Source organism: Sphingobacterium bambusae (assembly GCF_033955345.1).
Lineage (GTDB): Bacteria > Bacteroidota > Bacteroidia > Sphingobacteriales > Sphingobacteriaceae > Sphingobacterium > Sphingobacterium bambusae.
Genome location: NZ_CP138332.1, coordinates 664,499 through 688,571 on the forward strand (window position 1 = coordinate 664,499; position 24,073 = coordinate 688,571).

Genomic DNA, 24,073 nt, shown 5'->3' on the forward strand with positions numbered 1-24,073 from the left:
AAACAATACTTTTGCAAAAGTATTATTGGATGCTATAAGGACATCAATAATATTACATCAAGTTTTAAGTAGTTTACTCAATACAAACCTGTGCAATGGGTTAACTGACTAAATTAAAAAAACTACCAATTGATTAGCTAAATATTTATAGATTATGTTTTTAACCATACTATTTGGTATACCTAACTTTTTAAAAAGTTTTAGAATTGATTTTACAAGTGTTGCACTTACAGTTATAGCGATTCCTCTTTTAATGGTATTGAGAAAAGTTGTAATAAAATATGTCAAAGATTGGGGTGAATATGCGATTGATGGCATGATGTACTTCATTAGTCGCCATATTAAACAGTCCGTAGCATCTTCACTAAGCCTAAAAAGGTATTGTAAACTCCAACTCGGAAATGAAGCAGTCAAATATTTAAATGTTCCGTCAACTCGTGATCTAAATATTGATATCGACAAAATATTTGTAAATCTAACTATCAGCTATAATGACGAAAATGAAAGTGAATTTACTCACAATGACTTTTTAACAGTAGGTAACAGAATAAAGGTGATGGGCGATCCTGGTGCTGGCAAATCATCATTAATTAAAAGAGTATTTAGAAATAATTGCAAAAATGCTTTAAAAAAGCCAAGTAAATCTAAATTACCGATACTACTAGAATTAAAAAATGTGATCCCCCCGTCGAAAATTAAAAATTATCAAACCTGGCTTTATGATTACATTAAAGCAGAGATTTCAAAAAACAAAGTATATAAAATTGAGGATTGTTTCGAAAACTATGCCCAAAATAAAGGCTTATTGATTCTACTTGACGGATTAGATGAGGTCTCATCAACAATGTATACAAAATTGGCAGACTGTATTAATGGTCTAAGTTCTCATTTGCGTGATCTCAGTGAGCATAATTCAATTATTTTAACTATGCGAACTCAATTCTATCAACAGATCAAGTGGGATTACTCTGCTAATTTTCCTCATAGCTGTTTTCTTAAACCATTTTCTCCATCAGACATTTATGACTTTCTTACAAAATGGAACTTTGAAAAAGATAGAGATAGGAATATATCAAGAGTTTACAGTGACCTCACTGATAAACCAACCTTACGAGACATGTGTAGTAATCCATTGATTTTATCAATGTACGTCGCGGAAGATCAGATTACAAAGGGAAGCGTGTCACCAGAGTCTAGAACTCAGTTCTACAAGAAAATTACTGAAGAACTAATTATAAAGAGAAGGCTTAAACAGAAGTCAAATATACCTGGAGCCTATTCTTCGTTAAAAGAACAGCGGGAACGGATTTTGGGAAAAATTGCATATGACCACCTGATAAATATCGAGCAATCCAGCAACTCCCTAAAATTTAAAAATGCTATTAAAACAATTAAAGATATTTTGGCTTGTGATAACTTGAAGGCCGAATTGGTTTTTGATGAGATAGCGCGTGAAACGGGCTTAATTACCGAGGAGCGCTACAGAGAGTCTTTCAGGTTTATACATCTAACTTTCTGCGAATTTTTAGCTGCATTTGAAATATCGCAAGGAATGACAGAAGGATGGAATCAACTATTAAAATTACATAAGAAATTTTATCAAACAGCTGAAGGAAAATCAAGGCTAATAGAGGTTATACCATTTGCCGCCGGTTTGTTTCCTCGCATACAACGGGAACAAATTCTTTACGACATATCAAAATTGGAAGATGAAACTTTAATGTCAAGATGCTTTTTAGAGACAAAATTGTATAATCATAAAAGTTGGTCAACATTTATTACTAGTTCCAAAAAAAATTTGCTAGCAGGACATGAAGGACGTTTTGGTGAAAAATGGCTTCAAGATTTACATTTATTCAATGTGGTGGTTAGGGACGCAAATCTATCTGCTGAAAGTCTTAATTTAACAGAAGCTATTAATCTAAACGAATTTTACAAAACCTTATTAGAGAACGAAAAAATATCACTTAACCAGATCCTTGGGGCGTATGCTAATCAAGATGCCGCTGCAGTTTTTCGCCTAGCAGAAATGAGCAATATAGATTTAAAGAATGATTTTCCAACAATTATAATTAATAATGCACACCAACTTCCTTTCTTAGCATTAGTAAAGGAGAAATTAGTATCGTCTAATCTGGATGAAGCTATTGAATGGTCAACAATTTTAGCAGAAGCAGCCCTCGAAAAGAAGTTAGTAAGTTTAGTTTTAAACGAGATACCAATCGATACAGAATTAGAGAAAAAGTTTTCAGAATTCGACTTAAACCTGTGGTATCAAGAAGGTCTTGTAAAAAAAAGCTTCTTATCACAGTGCTTATCATTGGCTTTAAAATCTAATCAAAAAAATATTTATTTTAAACACCTGTCATTGCTTTCACAATTAAAAACACCGTCAGAGGTAAAATTTAAAATACTTACAGGAAAATACTTCCTTCTTTGTTTAGTAATCCTAATATTGACTTCTTCCGTAATAATTCTTCCCGTACTTGCCAAATCCGATGAAAAATCAAGACTTGTAACCCTATTTTTACTCATGATTTTCTATAGTGGAAGTATTTATATCCTAAACTATCGAATCTATCTAAGATCACTCTATGACTTGGCAATGAATCTGGAAAATACACAAGACAGACCAACATGGGTAAAAAAAATTGATTTTTTATTTCCAACCGCTGCACTATTTAAAATTCTTTTAAAAAGCGAATACAGCATATTAAATAAGCTTCAACTTTTAAGAGGCAATAACAGCGAGAAGAAGCATTAACATACTGTATTACCTGTTACAGCTCCTCAATGATTAGTTTCAATGGTGGTGTTTTGTTAATTAATAACGAAAATCTCTATTACATATTTCCTGTTTTAATCTACGTCGACGGCGTCTATTAGATCTTATCACAATATACAGAAAATAGATGCACCATATAAAAATTCCTAAAAAAATTAATGGATATAACTTCCGAGACGATAACGCGCCAAGCATCGCTACTGTCGATAAAAAACAAACAAAAAAGAACAAAAAAACGCTTCTCATAATAACTAATTTACTTTTTCAAGGTAAAAAAGATGATGATTAGTTTTTGTCAAAAAGAATACTAAATAAGTTTACAAAATAGACAATATAAAAATTAAGCTTTCAAGAGATAAATAGCAAATGTATGTGAAGGTAAAGTTTTACTCACCACCTTTTACTTTAAAAACCTTAAAGTTATCAGTTGAATCCACGTCACCTGCACGATGCTTTAATAAGGCATCCAATTCACCTTTTAGTTTTTCAATTTCTGAATCTTTAGATTCGATAACACCTTTTAATAGCTCTACCACTTTTTCAAGCGGATGAATATTGTAGTTGTTTACCTGATCGTTAAGAATATTATTATTAATGATTGTATTCTCATCAAAATCCTTTATGGATTCTACACTAGCTTTTAAAATCTTAGATACCTTTTGAAGCTGTTCGTCACTTATATTTTTCTTGTTTTCCATTTTTGACACGTTTTGTTGGGCTATCCCCATATGTTTAGCAAAGGTATCTTGTTTCATCCCTCTAAGCAAACGAATTTTTCTAATATTTTGACCTACGTGGTTAACCTTTTTCTGAATCATAATACAGATAATGCGAATGTAACACATAAATATACAACATCTAGACAATATATAAAATACTGACCGTCAAATATATTAAGATGTATTTTACACCCTAACATAACTCCATAAATTATGGATAATAAACTTACCTTTGAACTGATAAAAGATATGCTTTTAAAGAATAAAAAAATGTAATTTTACAGCACTAAGATCAAAATTTGGTGCTTTTACGAACCTCGCTCCACAAATCTGACAGTTTGACCCCGCGAGTATTAGTAGAAATACCGCACCCTATAATAATACTATAGGGTCGGTATCTACTTTTTTTGGTGGGGAATCCCAATTTGGGAATTGGCTTTGTCAGAGCCGGTGGACATCAAAATTTTAGTAGAGCCGACCCTATAGTTCGCTTAATACTACAAGTGGGTTCGTTCATTATTAAAGAACGACAATGAATTGTAGCACGCAAATAAATTACTATTACGCTCACCAAAATGCTAAATTTGGTAGAGCGGCTATACATTCTACAGTTTTTCAAAGTTATTTTAAATCTACCCTCGTGATTCACTGCTTGGGTATCGTCTCAGATTTTTTAATATACCACTTATCTCCGCTGACACGACTTCATACCCATACATCAGCAATTGTTAATTTGGTCTACAGTATTCGATCATCAAATCTAGATAGAATTAATCTACTACATATTTCACTAGTAATATGTCCTCCAGAGTAAGACCATAGCGTTAAAAGCACAAATCAACCACCAAACAAGATCAAGGGGCCCCGATCTTTTACTAAGGTGTTTTCGTAAAATAATTAAATCAAAAAACCACTTACTAAAATGAATCACGTTTTTATATTCGTGCGGGATCTCTTTGTCCATTTTCTAGCACATTTATGGGCAGTTCGACGACCGAACTGCCTAAACAAAATAGTAATACTTTGCATTGTAATCCTTGTTACTAGTCAATGTGCAATTGCACAAGAACAAGCTAATCATATTATACATGGAAAAGTAATATCAAATAATGAGACAAAGCCAATACCCAATGCCGTAGTACGCATCTTAGGCAACCCAATTACAATAGATGCCCATGAAGACGGAAGGTTTTCAATAAGCGTTAGCAATAATACAGGTATTTTGATTGCGTCTGCCGAAGGCTATCAAAGTGAAGAAGTACGGTTTAATACTGTTAGTTCCGACTCGATAATCATACCGCTAAATAGAATATCCAACAATCTTGATGACGTTCAGGTTATAGGCTATGGCCGAGTTTCTAAAAGATTGAACACTGGGAGTGTCGTTTCCATCAAGTCCGAAGATATCGAGAAACAACCTGTCAGCAATCCCATTGCTGCTCTTGCCGGTAGAGTTCCGGGTATGACAGTTACCCAAGAAAATGGAAGTCCTGGCGGATCATTTCACATTCAAATCAGGGGACAAAACAGTTTGACACAAGGGAACCAACCATTAATCCTGATTGACGGTATTCCCTATCAAAATCAAAGTATCAGTGGAGTAATGAGTTTAGCCAATAATGGACAAAGTCCCATGAGCAACATTAGTCCGTCGGACATCGCCAGTATCGAAGTACTAAAGGATGCAGATGCCACAGCAATCTATGGTAGTAGAGGTGCAAACGGCGTCGTTCTAATCACCACAAAACAAGGAAAAGCCGGATCGACAAATGTTGAAATTTCCGCACAGACAGGAATAGGACGGATAAACAACAAACTAGACCTATTAAATACGGCCACATACGTTGCCATGCGTCGTGAGGCCTTCGCGAATGACAATCGGGAAATCACGACTGTTACAGCGCCAGACCTTACCTTATGGGACACCACAAGAACTACGGATTGGCAGGAGTACCTATTCGGCAAAACAGCAAATTTCACCAACATCAATACTAGTATTTCCGGAGGAAGTACGTACACGCAGTTTATGATCAGTGCTAACTACAACAAAACTGGCGCTGTTTTCCCTGGCAATTATGCAGACCAGCGCGGTACGTTAACAGCAAACATCAATCATCAAAGTGCCGATGGCAGATTCAAAGTACTGTTGAATTCCATGTATGGTCTGAACCAGAATGAGTTGCCGAGCAGCGGAATGTCACAAGCAATATTTCTTCCGCCAAACAATCCGTCCTTGTTAGATAACAATGGCAATTTGGTTTGGGAAGAAAACGGAGGAGCATTTAGCAACCCACTCTTCTACCTAAAGAGAAACGCCCATGAGCGCTTAAATCGGTATATCGCAAATATTAACCTTTCCTACGAGTTTTCCCAAAACCTAAAACTGAGGCTAACAGCAGGTTATAGCACGCTAGCTAGCGATCAAATGGAGACCAATCCTGTTGCTGCACAAAACCCCAACAGTTCAAATTTGGTATCGTCTGCTGACTTCGCCAATACAAAAACTACGAACTGGATAATGGAACCTCAATTGGAATACAGCAAAAGCTTCGAAAAGAGTAATCTATCGCTGCTTTTAGGAAGTACCCTACAAAACGAAAATAAAAACTTCACGATGATAGAGGCAAGTGGCTTTGCAAATGATGCGCTGATTGAGGCCGCACAATATGCAACAAATGTAATTGCCGACACCTATAAATCTGAATATCGCTATCAAGCCGCATTTGGACGATTAAACTATAACTATGACAATAAATACATCGCGAATCTTACTGGAAGAATAGATGGAAGTAGTCGGTTTGGACCTGGAAGGCGTGTATCAAATTTCGGTGCAGTGGGACTAGGTTACATCTTTAGCGAGGAACAGTACTTAAAGGATCAGCTATCGTGGCTAAGTTACGGTAAACTTCGCGGGAGCTACGGTGTTACTGGAAACGATCAAATCGGTGATTATCAATATTTGGACAACTCCCAAGCAGTTAACAATCCATATCAAAATCAAATAGGTTATATCCCATCTCGCCTATACAATGAGGACTATTCTTGGGAAACGAACAATAAACTAGAGGCAGCAATTGAACTAGGTTTTATCGAGAACAAGTTACTGCTATCCGCCAATTGGTTTCAAAACCGTAGCAGCAGCCAATTAATCAATTATCGACTACCTGATCAAACTGGCTTCAGTTCCATTCTCCGTAATTTTAATGCGCTAGTTGAAAATACTGGTTGGGAATTACTAGCATCAAGCCGACTGGTAGAAAGACAAAAATTCAGATGGGACCTTTCCGCAAACATTTCCATATCCAGAAATAGACTTCATGAATTTCCCAATTTAGAAAATTCAACCTATGCAAACACGCTCGTCATCGGAAAGCCGCTCAACATCATAAAAGCATTAAATTATACAGGGATTGATCATGAAACTGGTCTTTATACCTTTGACGGAGTCTCAAGGCCACTTGATCAGACGGTCGTAGTAGATCTAACTCCGAACTACTACGGCGGCATCAGTAACGACATACATTACGGGGAATGGAACATAAGTTTTTTGATACAATTTGCGAAGCAAGAGCTGAAAAACCACTATGCCACGTTGATGGGAAGAACCCCGGGTACGATGTTTAACATCATGACCGAACTTTATGACGCTCGATGGATGAATGGAATTGATGAGGCGACTATCCAACGATTAACAAGTACAACCGGATTGGCAAACACAGCAAACAGTAATTTTGCAAACTACTCCGATGCTTCTTACGGAGACGCGTCGTTCATACGTTTTAAGAATATTCATATTTCCTACAACCTTCCTAAGCAATTTGTCGAGCGGGTAAAACTTAGGCAAATCAAGCTTTTTCTACAAGGGCAGAACCTTTTCACGCTGACGCGTTATAGGGGCTTAGATCCAGAAACGGGAGCAATTAGCCTTCCTCCTCTTCAAACAACCACTTTTGGGTTTACTTTATCTTTTTAAACGTCTATTATGAAATCATACTTATATACAGTAATCATCTCTTGCTTAGGCTTACTTAGCTGCGAGCATTACCTTGATATATCGCCCCCGAACAATAGATTAGAAACAGCTACTGTCTTTGCCGACAGTAGTTCAGCGGCTTTAGCGATTTCTGGTACATATAGCAGTATTATGGCCACAAGTGGAGGACTCTTAGAAAGCCAAGTTAGGATTGCTGCACTACAGTCCGATGAATTGTTATACACAGGAACATCAGAACCCATTGCACAGTTTGCCAATAATAGTCTTATTTCAGATAATAACATGGTAAACAATCTTTGGTCAGGCCTATACAAAAATATTTATCAAGTAAATCTGATCATCGAAAACGTTGAGAATAGTATCACTATCTCGAATACTGCAAAATCTAAGTTAATCGGTGAGGGTAAATTTTTACGCGCTTTTCTGTATTTCTGCCTCACCAACAATTGGGGTGCTGTACCACTTGTAACGGGGACGGACTACCGCGAAAATGAGAAAAAAGAACAATCCACATCAAAAGAAGTATACGCTCTTATTGTCGCAGACCTAAAAAGTGCAATAGCCGATTTACCTACCAAATATCCCACACCAGAGCGCGTTAGACCAACTAAATTGGTAGCAAAAGCTTTTCTTGCACGCGTACAGCTTTACAGAAAAAATTGGAGAGAAGCGTTAGACCTATCTAACGAGCTGATTAACTTAGGCTCTTATCCAATAGAGACAGAATTAGATAACACCTTTCAAAAAAATAGTACCGAGACTATTTGGCAACTATTTAGCGCGACTTCGAACATGTTCTACGACACCTATGATGGATTTTATTTGATTCCATCATCGCTCACTAATACTACGGCGCCTATATACTTGCTTTCTCCCGATCTCCTCGCATCTTTTGCAGCAGACGACAGCAGGAAAACTACTTGGGTGGGAATTAAACCAAGTGGTCCTTACTACTTCCCTTACAAATACACAACAAGAACTCGAACAGGAAATCAATATACTGTTGTATTTCGGGCGGCCGAGCAGCTACTTATTCGTGCCGAGGCCAATCTAATGATGGGTGATATAGAGGCAGCTATCGAAGATATTAACGCAATTCGCAGACGTGCAAAAATCTCCTTGCTACCATCCCATTTAAATATCGCGGATTGCACTGCTGCCCTCATTGAAGAGCGGAGGCGCGAATTATTTTGCGAATGGGGACATCGTTGGTTCGACCTAAAACGTCTCGATCTCGCAACAGATGTACTCGGTACTATTAAAGAAGAGAACTGGCAAGTAACAGATACACTATTGCCGATTCCACAAATTCAATTGATCAATGCACCCCAATTAGTTCAAAATGAAGGTTACTAAAAAATCCACTATCAAAAACTATCAGTATGGCGTGACAGCATTCATTTCTTTGATGCTATCTTCGCTCCTCTGTAATGGGCAATCCCAAGCTTCGGATTTAAAAGCGCTCTCTATCGGAGACACAGTACCGTATTTAGCCTTTGCAAAAGCAGTAAACTACAGCTCTCCTACTCTTTCCACAGCTGATTTTACTGACAAAGCGATAATCTTAGACTTTTGGGCAACCTATTGTATTCCATGTATCGCCTCATTTCCTAAGATGGAAGAATTGCAAAAGAAACACGAGGATAAATTGAAAATTATCCTAGTTTCTAACGACAAAGAAAAGGCGATTACTTCATTTTACAGCAGGCGATCGGATCTAACCTTACCTACTGGACTCTACCAAAGCGGAGCTGCCATCAGCAAGCTATTTCCTTACAAAGTAATTCCCCATTATGTCTGGATCAATAAAGATGGCGTAATAAAGGCAGTTACAGGCCATCACGAAGTAACCGACAAAAACATTGAGCTGTTTCTTGCAGGAAAACCGTTGAACGAGAAAATGAAAAATGATGAATTAGCACGTGGAAACTATGGTGGTCAAGCGATAGATACTTTGGCGTACGATCCAAAATGGTCTTCAAATTCGATAGCGCTCAACGAAAAATTCATTTATCACTCATCACTAATGCGGTATGATCCTAGGCTAACGGGGATGGGAATTGAAGGACTAGATACGCTACAATATCGTTATAGGCTGATGCAGAATTATTCTGCAGCTTTCCTCATGCAAGAAGCCTTAGGCTTGACCACTAGGACATCTGTAAAAATGTATATGGATCTAGACAACTGGGGGCTTAACTCGATTTCACCGAAAGCTACACAAGCAGAACGAGAATCTTGGCAAAAAAAATACGCATACACCTATCGAATTATCATTGAACACCAAGATAGCAGTAAATTTCATGAGATCATGCTTCGCGACATCGAATACGCGCTAGGATTAAGGACGTATAATAAAACGATTGTTGTTCCCAAGTTAATTCTTTCCAGAGTTGGATCCACTAAAAATCCCATCAGCAAAGGTGCCGCTCCAATTTATACGCACAGCATTTATCATATCGAAATGCAGAACACCCCTATTTCCAAACTCGTAGATGTGCTCGACCGCTATCATGTAGGTGAAAACTTGAAGTTAAAAAATCAGCGAAGATTATCGATTGAAGATCGAACAGGCATTACTGATCATGTCGATATTTCATTGCGCGAGATCAACCTTGGAGATCTGGAAGTAATAAATGCCGCACTTAAAAAGTACGACCTAAAACTTTCCCTAGTAGAAGAACCTATGGAAATGATCGTTGTAACAGACAAACCGAAACCATAATTTTTTAGGCAAAAAATGAAGCACCCTTCGCGGCTTGCGAAGGGTGCTATTTTAGGTAGGAATGCTACTAAATGTGACCGAAAGTTTGTCCTGTCGGTTGTCCCTGCGCATTAACCTCGTACGCACATGTATCCTCAATACCGGGGCAGGCATTTCTGGCAGTTGTCGCAGAGACTGTTTCATTCTCATTTGATATTAGCACCCATCTGTTTTGTTGTAACAGATTTTTTGCATTTGATGAACCAACAAATGCACTTCCAATGGCAACTATTGCCACTGCAAGAGTCATTACTTTTTTAAACATAATTTTAAACTTTAGAATTGTTAATACCACCTCATCTTTAAAGCATACGTTCAGTCAGGCGGTTTAAACGGAACATTTGCTACTATAGTATCTTGATATTTACCCAGTCGCAGCATGCGCTGCACGGGCCGAATCTTTATTGTTCAAAAGAATTACAAGTATTGTGAGGACAAGGAGAAATACGTTAACCAAAAGGTGCGCTTCCCAGCTCAACCACTTACCAAACAGCCCCATACATGCACAGGGAAGATAATGCGCTTTAGTCATCATGAGATAAACATAAAAGCAGAAGGAACTCATCATGTAAAGGTATAAGTAGAGTGCAAGTGTCCGGGTTGACTTAACTAACAGCATGATCACCACAATGATTTCTGATAATGGTATCAAATAATCAAGAACAACTGTCCAACGTTCTAGAAAAGGGCTTTTATCTAGTTCTGCTTTAAAATATCCGAAATCAAGTAATTTACTTAGTGCAGAATATAGAAAAACAAAAACGAGAACGCCGTGAAATAGCGTAATAAAAAATTGATTCTTCATGACCTGGGATTATTGTTTAACCTTACATTACCTGACAACTTAAAGACTTGTAATAAACCAGGATAAAGAACATACATATCTCGATTTAGCACACGTACGCTCCGTAACCTGTCTATATTTTGGCTCGGGATAGTGAAAGATCCCAAATAATTTGCGTGTAGATCGTAGACATCAATACTTATATGATTGTCGTAAAATGAATCAAGTTGATTGTCAGCCTTTATCATACTGATTACGTAAATCAATTTTGATGTGACCTCGATTGCCTTGTTTACAATGCGGGGCATCTGCGTACTGGAAATTGTACCGATGCTACCTTTGACATCTTTCTTTGAGTGAAGGGTATACTCGCTAATGGTGTCGATCGTAGTGCCATGATCTACGACATGAAGAGCAGTATCAGTAACAAATATTTTGTTTGCAAACCGGGTAACGTAAACGCATCTGTTTTCATTAATACATCGCAGAAATCCACTTGTCGAAAATCCAGCGTCAGAAAAAACTTCAGTTATCTGGCTTTCGTTATTAAATGTCGGAACGTGAGCGGTTAAGGAGTAGAAAGACTGGTCTTGATTTGCTCTGTTGAAGGCTCGAACTATGAATTTATCAGAAGATACCCTTGCAGCTCGTGTGAAGGGAGAGGCTGTTTTGATTATTTTTACATTGTCACTGTCGTGCGATTTCACAAATATTGTACTCCGTTGGCCATCAGCGATGGAAATTCCGAATGAATCGACTTGGACAATTACCTTTTTGGAAAGGGTCGAATTTAGTAGACTATCTGAACTTATGTCCTTACGTTCTATAAGATCAGTTGCATCTAAGAGTTTTGCATACTGTCCAGAAATTGATGTCCCGACGTATAAATCGCCTTTATATTCTCCGGCAATACTCAGAATATCCAATGGTAGCTTATACTCAGAAATTAATATAGGGTTCTGAAAATTAAAATCGCGTTTAAAACCACTTGGCTTCGAGTTAGCGTCATCACTTGCCAAATAAATAGCGGCCACAGTTGTCAAAGCTGCTAAAACCGTACTAAGAATCAGGTAAAAACTTTTTCTATGGACACCTATTGCCAGTCTTTTCTGGTCTTCCGATCTCATTGACTCCAGTTCATCGCTTTTTAGAAGCGTCAGTACATGACCGATATCGAGGTTATCCCGTTCCTCAATAATACAAAGTCGTATCACAGCCTTGTAGGCATCTTCTATATCGAGTCCATCAATCTTCTTAAGCATTTTAGAGGTAGAAGATTCACAAAGGAGCCTAGGATGCTCTTTAGAAAAAATATAGTATAGCAGGGCACCAGCGGCGAATACATCGTCACTGATACGAGCTGTTTCACCATTCTGCTGCGATCTTGACATGTATCCGAATGTTCCACTTTGGAACGGCGTAAATTCAAGATCAGTCAGCTCAGCAGCCAATTCGAGATCAGTAAGCCAAACTAGCCCTTTTTTATCGATTAAGATATTCTTAGCCGTGAAGTCCCTGTGGACATAACCTGCAAGATGCATCTTTTGAAGTTGCATAACGGCTTTGATGTAGATCTCAATAATAAATTCCGCAGTGACATTCTGGGATTTAATCAAATCATCGATTGAATTTCCTTCTACGAATTCAGTTATCAAATAGCTGTATCCATCCTGTTCAACAAAATCTACTACTTTGGGTACGTTTATTAGATCCGATAACGCTATCGCTATGTTTTGTTGCCATTTTAGGCGATCAATCATCTGTCGTCCAAGATTGTCTTCCGCAGCCCAAGTGGCAGCTTGCTTTACGAAGAGCCAATTCATTCTAAATACATCAAACGCTTTAACAATATTGCCTTTGTGACTCGATGAAATCAATTTGACCGGTAGATATCTACCCCTAATAAATCTACGTATCTTTGGGTCCTCCATGAGCATCGCCGAGGGAAATGGCGACATTGATTTTATTGTTAGCAATGTATTTGCCAATTGATATACTTTTCCGTTGATCATTAAACCAAGGTCATTATTGACAGGCTCGATCTTAGTTGCATAAAGTATGGCACCTAAACGAATACAATTTGGAAGGTACAGCGCTTGAAAGGCAGCAGTTTTTCGATGAATAATCGCAGAAATTTCAACTGCTTGACTACTATGATTAGGATAGATTATAAGCGGCTTACCATAAAGGTGAGCGGGAAATGCGTGATTGTTTATTCTGTTATGCTGAAAAGACGAGTTTATCAAACTAAATGATACATCAAATTCGTAAAGCACTGGGAGGACAATTTCTAAGACTTCAGCTACATCACGCATCGTGATCGATAGACAGAGTATCCATTCAAATGGATCTCTATTATTATCAACTATCAACCAAGGTTCCTGAATGCAGTAGGCGAAGCCAAATTCTTCCAGAAAATGGACATATGATCCAGAAGAGTTGGTTAAAAACCCTTTAGCCTTGTTCGGAGTTCGGTCGATGTTTTTCATAAGCAAAAGTTTTAATCCATCTGTTTGATAAAATCCTTTACCTCAACAAATGGACATTGTAAAATTACTCGAGCTACCGAACACAATCTGTCGTAGACTAGATTATTTAATGTACAGGGTTAGACTATTTCTTGTCACCTTTGGGACAATCACTATATCAGATTGTAGAAACTTTGTCGAGAAACTCCTAGGTAGGAAGATTTTTGTGTCGCTGTCAGCAGATTAAATGGTTTAGAATAATCCTTTTGCGCGATTCGTAATCGATCAGCTGCTTTTCGAAATTTAAGCTGGTATAGTAGGTTATGTTCTTTATCAAGTGCTATTGCCAAGAGGTGTTTAATGAGATTACGTGTTCCTGGAAATCGATCCTGTATTGATTCCAACATCTTTATAGAGAAAATCAGCAGTTCACTATCTTCGAGAAAAATGACGCGATCGTCAGGGTGTCGTTTGGGAAGTAAAGAACAACCTTCAATAATGACCTCGTTCGAGTTCCAAAGCTTTGTAACATTTTGCACCCTATTCTCGTATCGGTAACCCATTGCGCAACCAGTAATTATAAAAGCGATATCACCAATCCTCTTTCCCCTACTTAACCAAAACTCTCCTTTCCTGTAAGCAGCTAGTTCCGCAGCTCTCTGTATTTCAAAAAGCAAACCTGACTCTAGACTTATGCCCTCGGCTACAACATCCAGAAAGAATTTAATTGACTTTTCCATACAACGTGTTTTTTAGTTAAAGTAGAATTAGCTAGTAATTTTAAAGTAGGAATTTGGTACGGTGTAGGTTCGTACCAAATTCAATGCGTTTCGATTTTAAGAAAAAATAGATCTTTACATCTTTTTAGGTTGATCGTAAAACCTTTTTTTTTTTGCGTTTTAAGCTATTTGATTCATCGATATGGTGATGAATTGCAGCGCTCATTTCATCCAAATACTTTGTATAGCTTACCGTTTTTCGTCGTCTTATATCCAGAAACATCCGATATGCTTGTCCTAAATCTACGTGAAGACTCTCTTCGAGCCATTGCACAATATCATTAATTTCTGCTGCGCCACCATTAAATCGATGTGTATGGTAAATTCCGTAGGCGAGCTCAATCAACTCAACTTTATCCCCAGACCACCAAAATTTACGTGCAGTAACCAATTCCGATAATATACCCAGTTCTACTTTCTGATAAAGTAATCGTACGCGCTTTATTATAAAATCCCGTAACATATCGAATGCCCTAAATTTTGCAAAAATAAAGTCCATATTTGTTGCAAAACCTGCTTCCACCACGATGTTCTCCTGTTCGGGAGGAAATTCAGTTTTATTTGATGGAAGAAAAAAATCTGCATCTTTACTCGTTTCATTCGTGAGATAGTATTGGTAATAAAATGCGTAGCGCTGCGTAAACCTGTTGATAACATGTAGCTCATTCATGTAATAGTCACGTATCATTTGTTCTGTCCCAATCGGGACAGAAAGCAATAAATGATGAATCTCAATAACGTAGATATGCCAACTTTGAAATTTAGGTTTAACGTATTTAAAGAAGTAAATCTGCTCAGCTTCATCTTCTGGGGGATATTTTTTTAACATTTCGCGTAAACTCTGGAGCGAACTTACCGTACAATAAAGTGAATCGGACAGATTGTTCGCAGCTTCGTCCAAAGCTCCATTGATGTTTTGTAATTGTTCAAGCATAGAAGAATAAAGCGTTTCATACTCAATTGATAGCATAATAGATACCTGTTTTTAGTAAACTGAAAATGAATATTAAAAAAAATGTATTTAGTATTTAAAAGCAATGGAAGCAAAATTTTCGCATTCTCTAACTGGGTGAGAAAAATGCAGGTTGTGATCCTAGCAATATTTTCGATTCTTATTATAAGCCAATCCAAGTAACTGTTTGGACTAATTCTAGCCGAAACTTTGCGAGAAACTCTGCCTAGTAGTTGGAAGATCCAGCTGGATAATAAGCTTGACCTTTCCGAGATCACTAATTTCACCACTAATACCATTCACAAATATTAGGACCGATAGAATCCATATTTTTTTGAAAAAAGTCCTTTAATGTCTTTTTAGATATGCTTATTGGATATGTGCGCGATCCCAAATAGAATTTCGGTTTACCAACAATGGTCGTCCGTATTTCCAATAAATTCAAGACTTTTAATAGCTTCTCGTCACATTCGGCGAAGGTCAAGGATTCATCTCCAGAGGAAATTGGACCGATTACTGATAACATCAATGCTTTAAAAACCCCTATTGAGCGTATTCCATGTGCGATAGCGAATCTACCAATATGCCAGACATCGACATATAATCTATCTTTTAAAATTTCATCAACATCTACCGCAAAATCTTGTTGGAGAGGTAATTTTTGAGCGTTATCCCATTTCAATAATCGTATACAGCCAACTATTTCTTGGTTCGTACTATTTTCGGCGACATAGTGCCTGCTATTCGGAGAAAATCGGACTTCCTCTAATAGCAACTTAGCAATTCTGGCTTCTCTTTCTAGTTCCCTTATAAATTCTGAGTGATGGTTAGCATTCTGGTTGACTACAAATTGGGCTAACTTTAAGAGCTCATTTTTTTCGAGAATTTTGATAGAATAATTTTCCATTTATGTTGCAATAGACCTACATACAAAAATAAAATGGTATTTATTTTAAATGACTGCTCTAAATAATAGTTTTTAACCACAAAAAAGGGTGGTTTTTCAAGAAAAGTGAAAATATAACATGTAAAATACACCCTCTCGAGATCTTATTTAATAAATTCATGTATCAAAACAACAGTTCACAATCTAGAATTACGATCCATGAGCCCACTAAAGCAATTTTTCTCTGCCAGTAACCGAATCGATACCATAAGCGACCATGATAAGAAACAATTAAACAGCTATCACGAGATTATTTATGCATTCTCTCGTACAACCAATGCTAGTATCTATATCATAGATTACGAAAAAAAGGAATTCGAATATGTTTCTGAGAACCCTTTATTTCTTTGTGGGCACAGTGCTGAAGAGGTTATGCAGTTAGGGTACGCTTTTTATCTGAAGAACGTACCGTCGGAAGATCTTCAACTTTTGATTCAAATTAACAAAATTGGCTTTGATTTTTTCGATCGGATCCCCGTAGCAGAGCGACGATTTTATAGTATATCCTATGATTTTCATTTGATCACAGATGAAAAAGAGAGGAAATTGGTTAATCAAAAGCTGACACCAATTTTTTTGACCGAGACTGGAAAGATTTGGAAAGCATTATGTATCGTCACTCATTCTCATGAAAAAGTTGCCGGTAATATAAAAGTGTATAAAAAATGGGGTTTAGATATATTGAGGTATGACTTGCTACAAGGTCGTTGGAAAACAAACAAAAAAATCGATTTAACTTTCCGTGACGTGCAAATTTTAGAATTATCCATGCGTAGCTATACGATAAATGAAATTGCAGCAGAATTATTCCTTTCTCCTGACACTATAAAATTCCATCGGCGAAAACTGTTTAAAAAACTGGATGTATCAAGCATGAGTGAGGCAATATTTTTTGCAGAAGCGAACAAGCTCATCTAACGGTCGAAATCTTGGATTGTTGACAAATAGAATTCCGGGAATAGTTTAACATTTTCACCTGTTGCAAGCTTATAAAGCACATGCGTACAGATGGATCCAAGAATCCATGAACCAATGGAAAGTTGAGGTGGTGATTGCGGGACATCTTCATTTTTAAATTCGTTTATCAGGTTCTTCAACCACGTCTGTGATTTACCCCAATAATCATAGTAGTCCAATACGTATTCAATAAAGGTAATTTCACTAAATTTATCACATCCTTTATTCAAGATTTGCAAAGAAGGAGACTGTTGACCAACTACAGTCAAAAGACCTCCCCATCCTAGATTGTAGGGATGCAAGATGGTAATTTTATTAGCTATACAAAGCTCATCAAACTTTACCGGAAATTCTTTCGAAAAATCAAGTGCATTAATCGCAATCGTATGTCCGATTAAAGCCTCTTCACAGTTCTCTTCATTTAAATAGGCTGGAAAAATATTAATTTTTGCATCAGAGTTTATCGAAAGAAGGCGATTTTTTAATGCTGTTACTTTTAAATTGCTCACATCAGCTTCCAAGAAGTTTTGGCGATTGAGATTGGTTAGTTCTACTGCATCGCCATCTGCCAATGTGATATTTTCAAAGCCAAATCGAAGTGCGCACTCAGCAATAACGCTTCCGATGCCACATCCACCCAAAAAGATTGGAGTACTTTTAATTTTCTCCTGTTCATTTTCCTTTAGAAAAATTCGGTTTCTAGTGTATCTACTATCTGTCATATGCCATGGTTTATATTCAAAAATAAGGCTATTTGATTCTTTCTTGACCACAACAAAGTGTAGTTTTATAACTTGACCAAAGCGAGCACTATCCCACCATGTACAGTTGTGGATAGCCCACCTTAAATGTAGCGATAAGACAACATAGGTCATTTCCCCAAAAATCAAAAATGGATTTGGTTACAAAAGGATTATAGGTCCCCTTCATCCCTAAAAGAGTAATAAGAATCTTCGGTTAGGATTATATGGTCATTAAGTTGTATGGCCAGTAATTGGCCGGCATCTACTAATCTTCTAGTTAGTACTCTATCCGCGGAACTCGGTTCGCACGTACCACTCGGGTGGTTATGAGCCACTACGATGGAAGAAGATCTTGCTAAAAGCGCTGTAGAGAATACAATTCTGATATCGATCAATACCTGATCTAGACCTCCCTCTGCTACTTTATAATAACCAATGAGATCAAGTTTGGTCGAGAAACATAGCAAGTAAAAGCTCTCTCGAATCGTCAGCTGATCTTCATCCCATATTGATCGCAGGATTTGGCTAACTTTTAGCGAGCTATTGATCTGCTTAAATCCAGGATCTTCCAACCTGATGGCTTTTTTGTAGCTCAATGTAAGTTCATTGGCATAAATTCCTTTGTGCTGGTTGTTACGGTTCTGAAAATCTAATGTAGTTTGCATAATGAAAGGATTGAAGTGAAAAAATTATTAACACCTCATCCCTACGAGCCGAGAGATTGAAAAGCAAAGAAAAACGTCAAAAAATGACGAAGTGCAGGAGGCTCCAACTCTACCGGTTGGATACCCAATTTTTGATTTTTTTATTAAGATAAGACTGTGCTTGGGCGCGCATCAATCTGGCGAAGTAACTTTGTGTATAGATAATTTGCCCTCGGGATCCATTTTACCTATCGATCTCGGGATTCTAGATTACTATAAAAATCTATTGATAAATCGCACACCAGACGTTAGAAATTAACATTTCGTCTAATTACGAATTTCCAGTTTGAATGGTTCTATCAATTGCCTTACTCATTTCATCAAGAAACTTTGTGTAACTAATTTTCTTTCGTCTTTGGATATCTTAGATTCGATACACATTTTAAAAATCTATGTTCAAGCTGTCTTCAAGCACTTCAATTATTTACGTTTTAAACCAAAAAGTCTGACTGCTCGTTTTCAAAAAATTAAAACTCCGCAGCGCTATGTGAATGGGAAAAAGAGAACAAATCATTTCAATTTTTGGAAACCTACTGAACTCCTTCTTATATCTTCATTTACATGTCAAGAATGTCGATACAAAAAGAAGCTTCGCTGAGACTGATTGGTTGATAAACAAAAGACCTAAGGAGAGTATTGCAAAATGGTTGCTTAAGGACGTTGCACTATAGCACAGACCATTTTTATCCGAAATCTAAAGTATTAATAGTTATTTAAATGCAGACTGGCTGCTTGCATGCATAACATGTGAGTATCTGGCATTAACGACAGTAGAGCTGTAACAATGTTTTTTCTACGCTGCGAATAAAATCATTTTTTTTGTTAAAATCTTATTCTTATTCAAGAAATTAGCAGTAATGATAACGAATGAAAATCAGCTCAAAGAGGCCATAGAAAAGATTCAGTCCGCTTCTTCAAATACAAGCCTATTGCTGTTCCGCGGAGAGAATCAGAAATATGAGCAAATGCGATCTGGGAAAGCACGACCAAACGCATTTGACATACCTGAAATTGAAAACGGTTGGAATACTATAGTAGGTAGATTGATAAGAGATCAAAACAGATCTACTGAGTATAAGCAGTCTATTTTGCAACACTATGGATACCCTACATTCTATTTGGATTTGACCTGCGATCCATTAGTTGCAGCTTGGTTTTCTGTTTATAAATTTAAAAAACTGGAGCCAATAAAATGGATTGGGGAAATTGGCTTTAGATTACATAACCGAACCACTTATGAGAAAATATATGATGGTGTCGGCTATTTGTATATTCTTGAAATTCCCAACTACAAAACATTTATTGAAAGCAATTTGCTTTTTGATATCAGTGACGAAGACTTGTTTATAAGACCAAAAAAACAGTCTGCTTTTTTAATGCTTGATAGAAATGACAATGTATGTAATCCTAATAATTTTGTGATTCACACGCTTAAAATCGATAGAAGTCAGTTTTCTAGTTCTTATGACATTTTAGATTTATTTCCACACCCAAGTGATGATAAGGGCTATAACAAACTACTGGATGTTCCATTTATTAAGAATTCCTTTTGTTACGTAACATCAGATGAGTCGACTGACCATGCCCCTGATTATATGACTTTGGATTATTTTCATAGCCATAGCAAACGAATAATAGATATTCCTTTTTATTTAAAAGAAATAGACAATCTTTACAACATTAAACCAAAAACAAAAGATATAACATTGTTTGAACCTATTCTTTTCAGAAATTGGAAACAGCTAGACAGGTTTAATTTGGCTGATTATTTCTCTGTTCCAAATGACGTTTTTCTTTCGGATGCGACGAAAATTTCCCTTTCTCCAGCTGCGCTTTACAATTTATACAAAGCAGATTCACAAATAACTCTACAGTGGCCTAAGGTCAATTCAGACAATATTCTGTTCATTAAGACAGAATATGCGCATGATGTAGCAGGTTATGAAGAACAGCCATATCTCGGGATATGGCTTTACAAATATTTGGATCAGATTATTGAAAGTTATATAATCATAGAAGAAGATGGACGAAATGGGGTTATTAATATAGATCCTGGGAATACCTATATAGTTCGTAACGACGTTTTAAAAATTGCGGTACGAAAAAGTGAAGAGTTAGAAGATGATGTAGAAGTTAGGATTAGAATTATTAAACAGTTTTTTAAAATACATGGATTAATAGAAGATAACGAAGTTGCATTACTTCCAAATCCTTTTGACGTCGAAAACTGGCATATCTTATTATGATAATAGCTGGAAATGCCTATCGATGCAGTAGAAGTGGAGGACAAAGACTATACATTAAATTCTTTGGTTTAGAAACTCAGGATTATAGCAGTATCATTCACGAAGCAAGTGTGATAAAAACCATTACGTATTCAAGCATTCCTTCAGATAAAGTCCAATTCAAGACTTCCGAGCCTGTTTCTACACTGAGTGTAGCTATAGCAGCCTCGCATCAGATCTTCGTTGATCCGAATACTCCCACAATGAACTTCACCATTGAATTCTAGCTAGATGGGAAGAAAGTTGCCTCAGCAAGTGAAAACCCATTTCCATCAAACTCAACTGGCAAGGTTTATGTTTTTGATGTAAGCGATCTAAGCAACATTATTGTCTCCGATCCACCCAGCTTTGAGAACTAAGCTCCTGATAGTTATGCTTAAAAAGTCTGTTGCTAAGCTAAGTCTTAGTTAACAATATCTTAATTTGCTTCGGGTTTGATCATTTGAAAAATTTTCCTATTTTCACGCCGAGAATTAACGTTTGTCAGGCGGCGGGTTTATATTGCGAATCATTAAGCTGACAAACCGTGGCAGACAATTCGGGATATCAGCGCAGCGAGCCCCCCTTGTCTATTTTATTTAGCACAGAGGGGTATCATTGTAACTTTGGCTAAACTGTCGGTACACACACTTTGGCGATATTCCAGTAGCCTACATCAACTCATCAAACGCTAATCCATACCAGAAATGGAACATTTAGTTTCAATTCGGACCACCTAAGCTTATTCAATGAAGCACGACCGTCTTTAATTTTTATTGTCCATATATATACTGTTTTTATGACAAAATCAAGCGACGGCTATTTGCAATACTTAAACCAATCTTAGGGAAAGGTAATGAAAAAAATTCATTGCCCAATATCCAATATATGCATCACGGGAAGTGAGTGAATTTGATACGCTAAAATTTTACGACGCAATTGATCACACTTTATTGACATTATTTTGTAGGATTCGGATTCAGAAAAATAAAATAGGGAGCATAATCATCAGATGTGCATTTTTTGACATTAACCTAAAAAGTATTATGTGGTACACTCCTATTTCTCGTTGAACCGATCACGCATTTATTCTAAAAAAGTAACATATATCACTTTTGATTCTACTAAAAAGGTTTACGTTTGATCAATTGAGTGACCTCTCCCAAAGGCGCTATTTTTCATAAGCAAAGCTCCCCGCTCTTATGTGGGGAGCTATTTTGTAAACTGCTACAGTTTAATCATGTTTCCCTAAATTATGGTCAAATTGGCTAATTTCGAATTGCAGTTATGACTACGATATCTGCAGATACACATTGACGACCAATATGATGTAAAGTCATAAAAAGTAGAATATCAATCTAAATTTGTTAAAAGAATTTTTTTTTGAGAACATTGAAAATCATGACCTATGGCAACACGTTGTTGACAATTATCAACAACCAATTTGCAAACGCAAACAAATCTATTTCGTAATTTCACTAAATTACCTTGTCATTGTCTAATATTTCAATCACCTAGCCTAGCAATACTATATCAAAGTAGCTTGTTCTAAAAAAATGTCTGTGAAGTTTGCAAACAATCCGTCGAATCAATTTACTACGCGCTGCCCATTCTGTGGAAAAGGGACTCTTATAGATCGTGTGCCTCGCCCATTTTTCATTAAAATCTTTTTCTTTTATCTGCCAATCCAGCGCTTTAAATGCTACAGTTGTGGAAGAAAGCCGCTTGTATTTAAAAGATAGATTAGCTCAATTTGATTTTAAAATATGAATGTTCTCGAAGCGAAATTTTTTCGAGTGCAAAGAACCTACGATAACTATATCGAGTAATTTCTGTTACTCACCAACGTTGCCAACTTGGCACTGCTTACAGCAGCCCTGTCTGCTAAACCAATCTGTCAGCGCAGCCTTTCTTTTGGGATAAACAGCTAGTGCAACAATGATAAACATCTTTGTTTCCCTCTATCCCTAGCCAGATAAGATGCTAGTTTTAGTGGCAAGCTTTTCTGGAAAATAAGACAAAAAAGATAGCTGCCACGACTCTACGGATCAAAAGTATACAAATTGTAAATGTAATTTCTACAAAACTTTATCAGAGTTTTTCAAGAACAAGGAATGATTATGCTAAAAAAATGCACGGCTTATACGTAGCCAGACCACACTAAGACAAGAAATAGTAAAATACATTTGCTTTTTGCTACCTTCGAGTTTATATGCATCACTCAAGCAATGTTTGACCACAATAGTCTATCAATTTTTGTATTTTGCACATATTTTTATCAAGTAGTATAGTTAATTTGTAAAATGGGCATTAAAGACTTTTTCCAATTTTTAGCTAGCAATCCAAATCTAATTCACACCAAACAAATGGATTTGAGACAGCGAATATATTTGGTAAGCAAAGTACTTTGCTCGATATATACTATTAAACTGCTGTTTACTATCTTACAAATAACTTTGCTAGAAAATAAGATGGTTGATGACATCAAGGCAGTTAATATTTCAAGTACGGTTTTATTGGAAGCCGGGCCTATATTATTTCTTTTACAATTTCCTTTTTTAGGTCCCCTTCTCGAAGAATTAGGATTTAGAGCGATCTTACAGAAAGGTAGTGTCCTGACAGCTGCGGGTGTCTCCAGCATGGTGCTAGTACTAATAATCCTTTTGTTTAAAATACCAGTTTATTCAATTCGAGGGTCTAGCCTACTATCTATAAGTATTGCTTGTGCTTTTTTTCTCTTCTTGCTTAAAGCACCGAGTATCCTGTATAACATCATGGATATCAGAAACACCCATGCCCAAACTCTTCTATGGCTTAATGCTATTGCTTTCGCTCTTTGGCATTATTACAATTTTGATTTCGAGCAAACCACTGCCTTTAGTGTCGCGTGGTACCTCACGCCGCATTTCATTACCGCCTTGATTTTAAGCTGGGTGTCGCTAAAAGCCGGTTTTTTTACGGCTTGCGCAGTCCATATATGTAACAATCTACTTCCTGCAGTCTTCTACATCTATGCTAATAGTGACTAACGTAAGCGTTTGGACTAACTTCCGAAAGACGATAAATTAAATGGAAGATGATTATACATTAATTTGGTACAAAAAGCGCGCAAATGTAGAGCGCTATGTCTATAAAATATACCCAACCAAGTTTACCGAACTTTAGAATCGAGAAGAAAAAATTCAATTGGGGCACATTGATATAATAATAAAGC

At 36.8% G+C, this 24,073-nt stretch carries 16 protein-coding genes; 7 read left to right on the top strand and 9 right to left on the bottom strand.

Annotated elements, in window-relative coordinates; all coding sequences use genetic code 11:
• Positions 1 to 154 precede the first annotated feature (154 nt).
• Positions 155 to 2,764, top strand: coding sequence for an NACHT domain-containing protein (locus SCB77_RS02950; protein ID WP_320184935.1), 2,610 nt, complete (start codon positions 155 to 157; stop codon positions 2,762 to 2,764).
• Positions 2,765 to 3,171: 407 nt separating this feature from the next.
• On the opposite strand, the gene SCB77_RS02955 is transcribed toward SCB77_RS02950, so the two are convergent.
• Complete coding sequence (locus SCB77_RS02955) at positions 3,172 to 3,603, bottom strand: helix-turn-helix transcriptional regulator (protein WP_320184936.1); 432 nt, start codon at positions 3,601 to 3,603, stop codon at positions 3,172 to 3,174.
• Positions 3,604 to 4,426: 823 nt separating this feature from the next.
• Here SCB77_RS02955 and SCB77_RS02960 point away from each other — a divergent pair.
• From SCB77_RS02960 to SCB77_RS02970, 3 genes are read left to right on the top strand one after another with little or no spacing between them, the layout of a single operon-like run.
• Positions 4,427 to 7,477 carry a SusC/RagA family TonB-linked outer membrane protein gene (locus tag SCB77_RS02960; RefSeq protein WP_320184937.1) on the top strand — a complete coding sequence of 1,017 codons (3,051 nt, stop codon included), beginning with the start codon at positions 4,427 to 4,429 and terminating at the stop codon, positions 7,475 to 7,477.
• Between the two features lie 9 nt (positions 7,478 to 7,486).
• Positions 7,487 to 8,854, top strand: coding sequence for a RagB/SusD family nutrient uptake outer membrane protein (locus SCB77_RS02965; protein WP_320184938.1), 1,368 nt, complete (start codon positions 7,487 to 7,489; stop codon positions 8,852 to 8,854).
• A complete protein-coding gene (locus SCB77_RS02970; RefSeq protein ID WP_320184939.1) occupies positions 8,841 to 10,223 on the top strand; it encodes a TlpA family protein disulfide reductase in 1,383 nt (460 codons plus the stop codon). The genes SCB77_RS02965 and SCB77_RS02970 overlap by 14 nt, the downstream gene beginning before the upstream one ends.
• Before the next feature lie 67 nt (positions 10,224 to 10,290).
• Here SCB77_RS02970 and SCB77_RS02975 read toward each other — a convergent pair whose 3' ends face one another.
• The 6 genes from SCB77_RS02975 to SCB77_RS03000 form a co-directional block, all read right to left on the bottom strand.
• Positions 10,291 to 10,527 carry a hypothetical protein gene (locus SCB77_RS02975; protein WP_320184940.1) on the bottom strand — a complete coding sequence of 79 codons (237 nt, stop codon included), beginning with the start codon at positions 10,525 to 10,527 and terminating at the stop codon, positions 10,291 to 10,293.
• A gap of 99 nt (positions 10,528 to 10,626) precedes the next feature.
• Entirely contained in the window at positions 10,627 to 11,067 is a 441-nt protein-coding gene (locus tag SCB77_RS02980) for a MauE/DoxX family redox-associated membrane protein (RefSeq protein WP_320184941.1), read from the bottom strand.
• Positions 11,064 to 13,535 carry a serine/threonine protein kinase gene (locus SCB77_RS02985; protein WP_320184942.1) on the bottom strand — a complete coding sequence of 824 codons (2,472 nt, stop codon included), beginning with the start codon at positions 13,533 to 13,535 and terminating at the stop codon, positions 11,064 to 11,066. Before SCB77_RS02985 ends, SCB77_RS02980 begins: the two co-directional genes overlap by 4 nt.
• Before the next feature lie 152 nt (positions 13,536 to 13,687).
• Positions 13,688 to 14,254, bottom strand: coding sequence for a Crp/Fnr family transcriptional regulator (locus tag SCB77_RS02990; RefSeq protein WP_320184943.1), 567 nt, complete (start codon positions 14,252 to 14,254; stop codon positions 13,688 to 13,690).
• Positions 14,255 to 14,378: 124 nt separating this feature from the next.
• Positions 14,379 to 15,263, bottom strand: coding sequence for an RteC domain-containing protein (locus tag SCB77_RS02995; protein WP_320184944.1), 885 nt, complete (start codon positions 15,261 to 15,263; stop codon positions 14,379 to 14,381).
• A gap of 271 nt (positions 15,264 to 15,534) precedes the next feature.
• Complete coding sequence (locus SCB77_RS03000) at positions 15,535 to 16,152, bottom strand: hypothetical protein (protein ID WP_320184945.1); 618 nt, start codon at positions 16,150 to 16,152, stop codon at positions 15,535 to 15,537.
• A gap of 198 nt (positions 16,153 to 16,350) precedes the next feature.
• Between SCB77_RS03000 and SCB77_RS03005 the strand changes: the two genes are divergently transcribed.
• Entirely contained in the window at positions 16,351 to 17,109 is a 759-nt protein-coding gene (locus SCB77_RS03005; protein ID WP_320184946.1) for a response regulator transcription factor, read from the top strand.
• On the opposite strand, the gene SCB77_RS03010 is transcribed toward SCB77_RS03005, so the two are convergent.
• The gene (locus SCB77_RS03010) at positions 17,106 to 17,921 is read right to left on the bottom strand and encodes a ThiF family adenylyltransferase (protein ID WP_320184947.1); all 816 of its coding nucleotides are present in this window, start codon (positions 17,919 to 17,921) and stop codon (positions 17,106 to 17,108) included. The two genes, SCB77_RS03005 and SCB77_RS03010, sit on opposite strands and share 4 nt — an antisense overlap.
• A 140-nt stretch (positions 17,922 to 18,061) precedes the next feature.
• Positions 18,062 to 18,556: a JAB domain-containing protein gene (locus SCB77_RS03015; RefSeq protein ID WP_320184948.1), complete on the bottom strand. Its 495-nt coding sequence runs from the start codon at positions 18,554 to 18,556 to the stop codon at positions 18,062 to 18,064.
• Positions 18,557 to 19,452: 896 nt separating this feature from the next.
• On the opposite strand from SCB77_RS03015, the gene SCB77_RS03020 reads away from it, so the two are divergent.
• Together SCB77_RS03020 and SCB77_RS03025 are read left to right on the top strand one after the other, a co-directional pair.
• Complete coding sequence (locus tag SCB77_RS03020; RefSeq protein ID WP_320184949.1) at positions 19,453 to 20,841, top strand: FRG domain-containing protein; 1,389 nt, start codon at positions 19,453 to 19,455, stop codon at positions 20,839 to 20,841.
• A 2,321-nt stretch (positions 20,842 to 23,162) separates the two neighbouring features.
• The gene (locus SCB77_RS03025) at positions 23,163 to 23,888 is read left to right on the top strand and encodes a type II CAAX prenyl endopeptidase Rce1 family protein (protein WP_320184950.1); all 726 of its coding nucleotides are present in this window, start codon (positions 23,163 to 23,165) and stop codon (positions 23,886 to 23,888) included.
• The last annotated feature ends 185 nt before the right edge of the window (positions 23,889 to 24,073 follow it).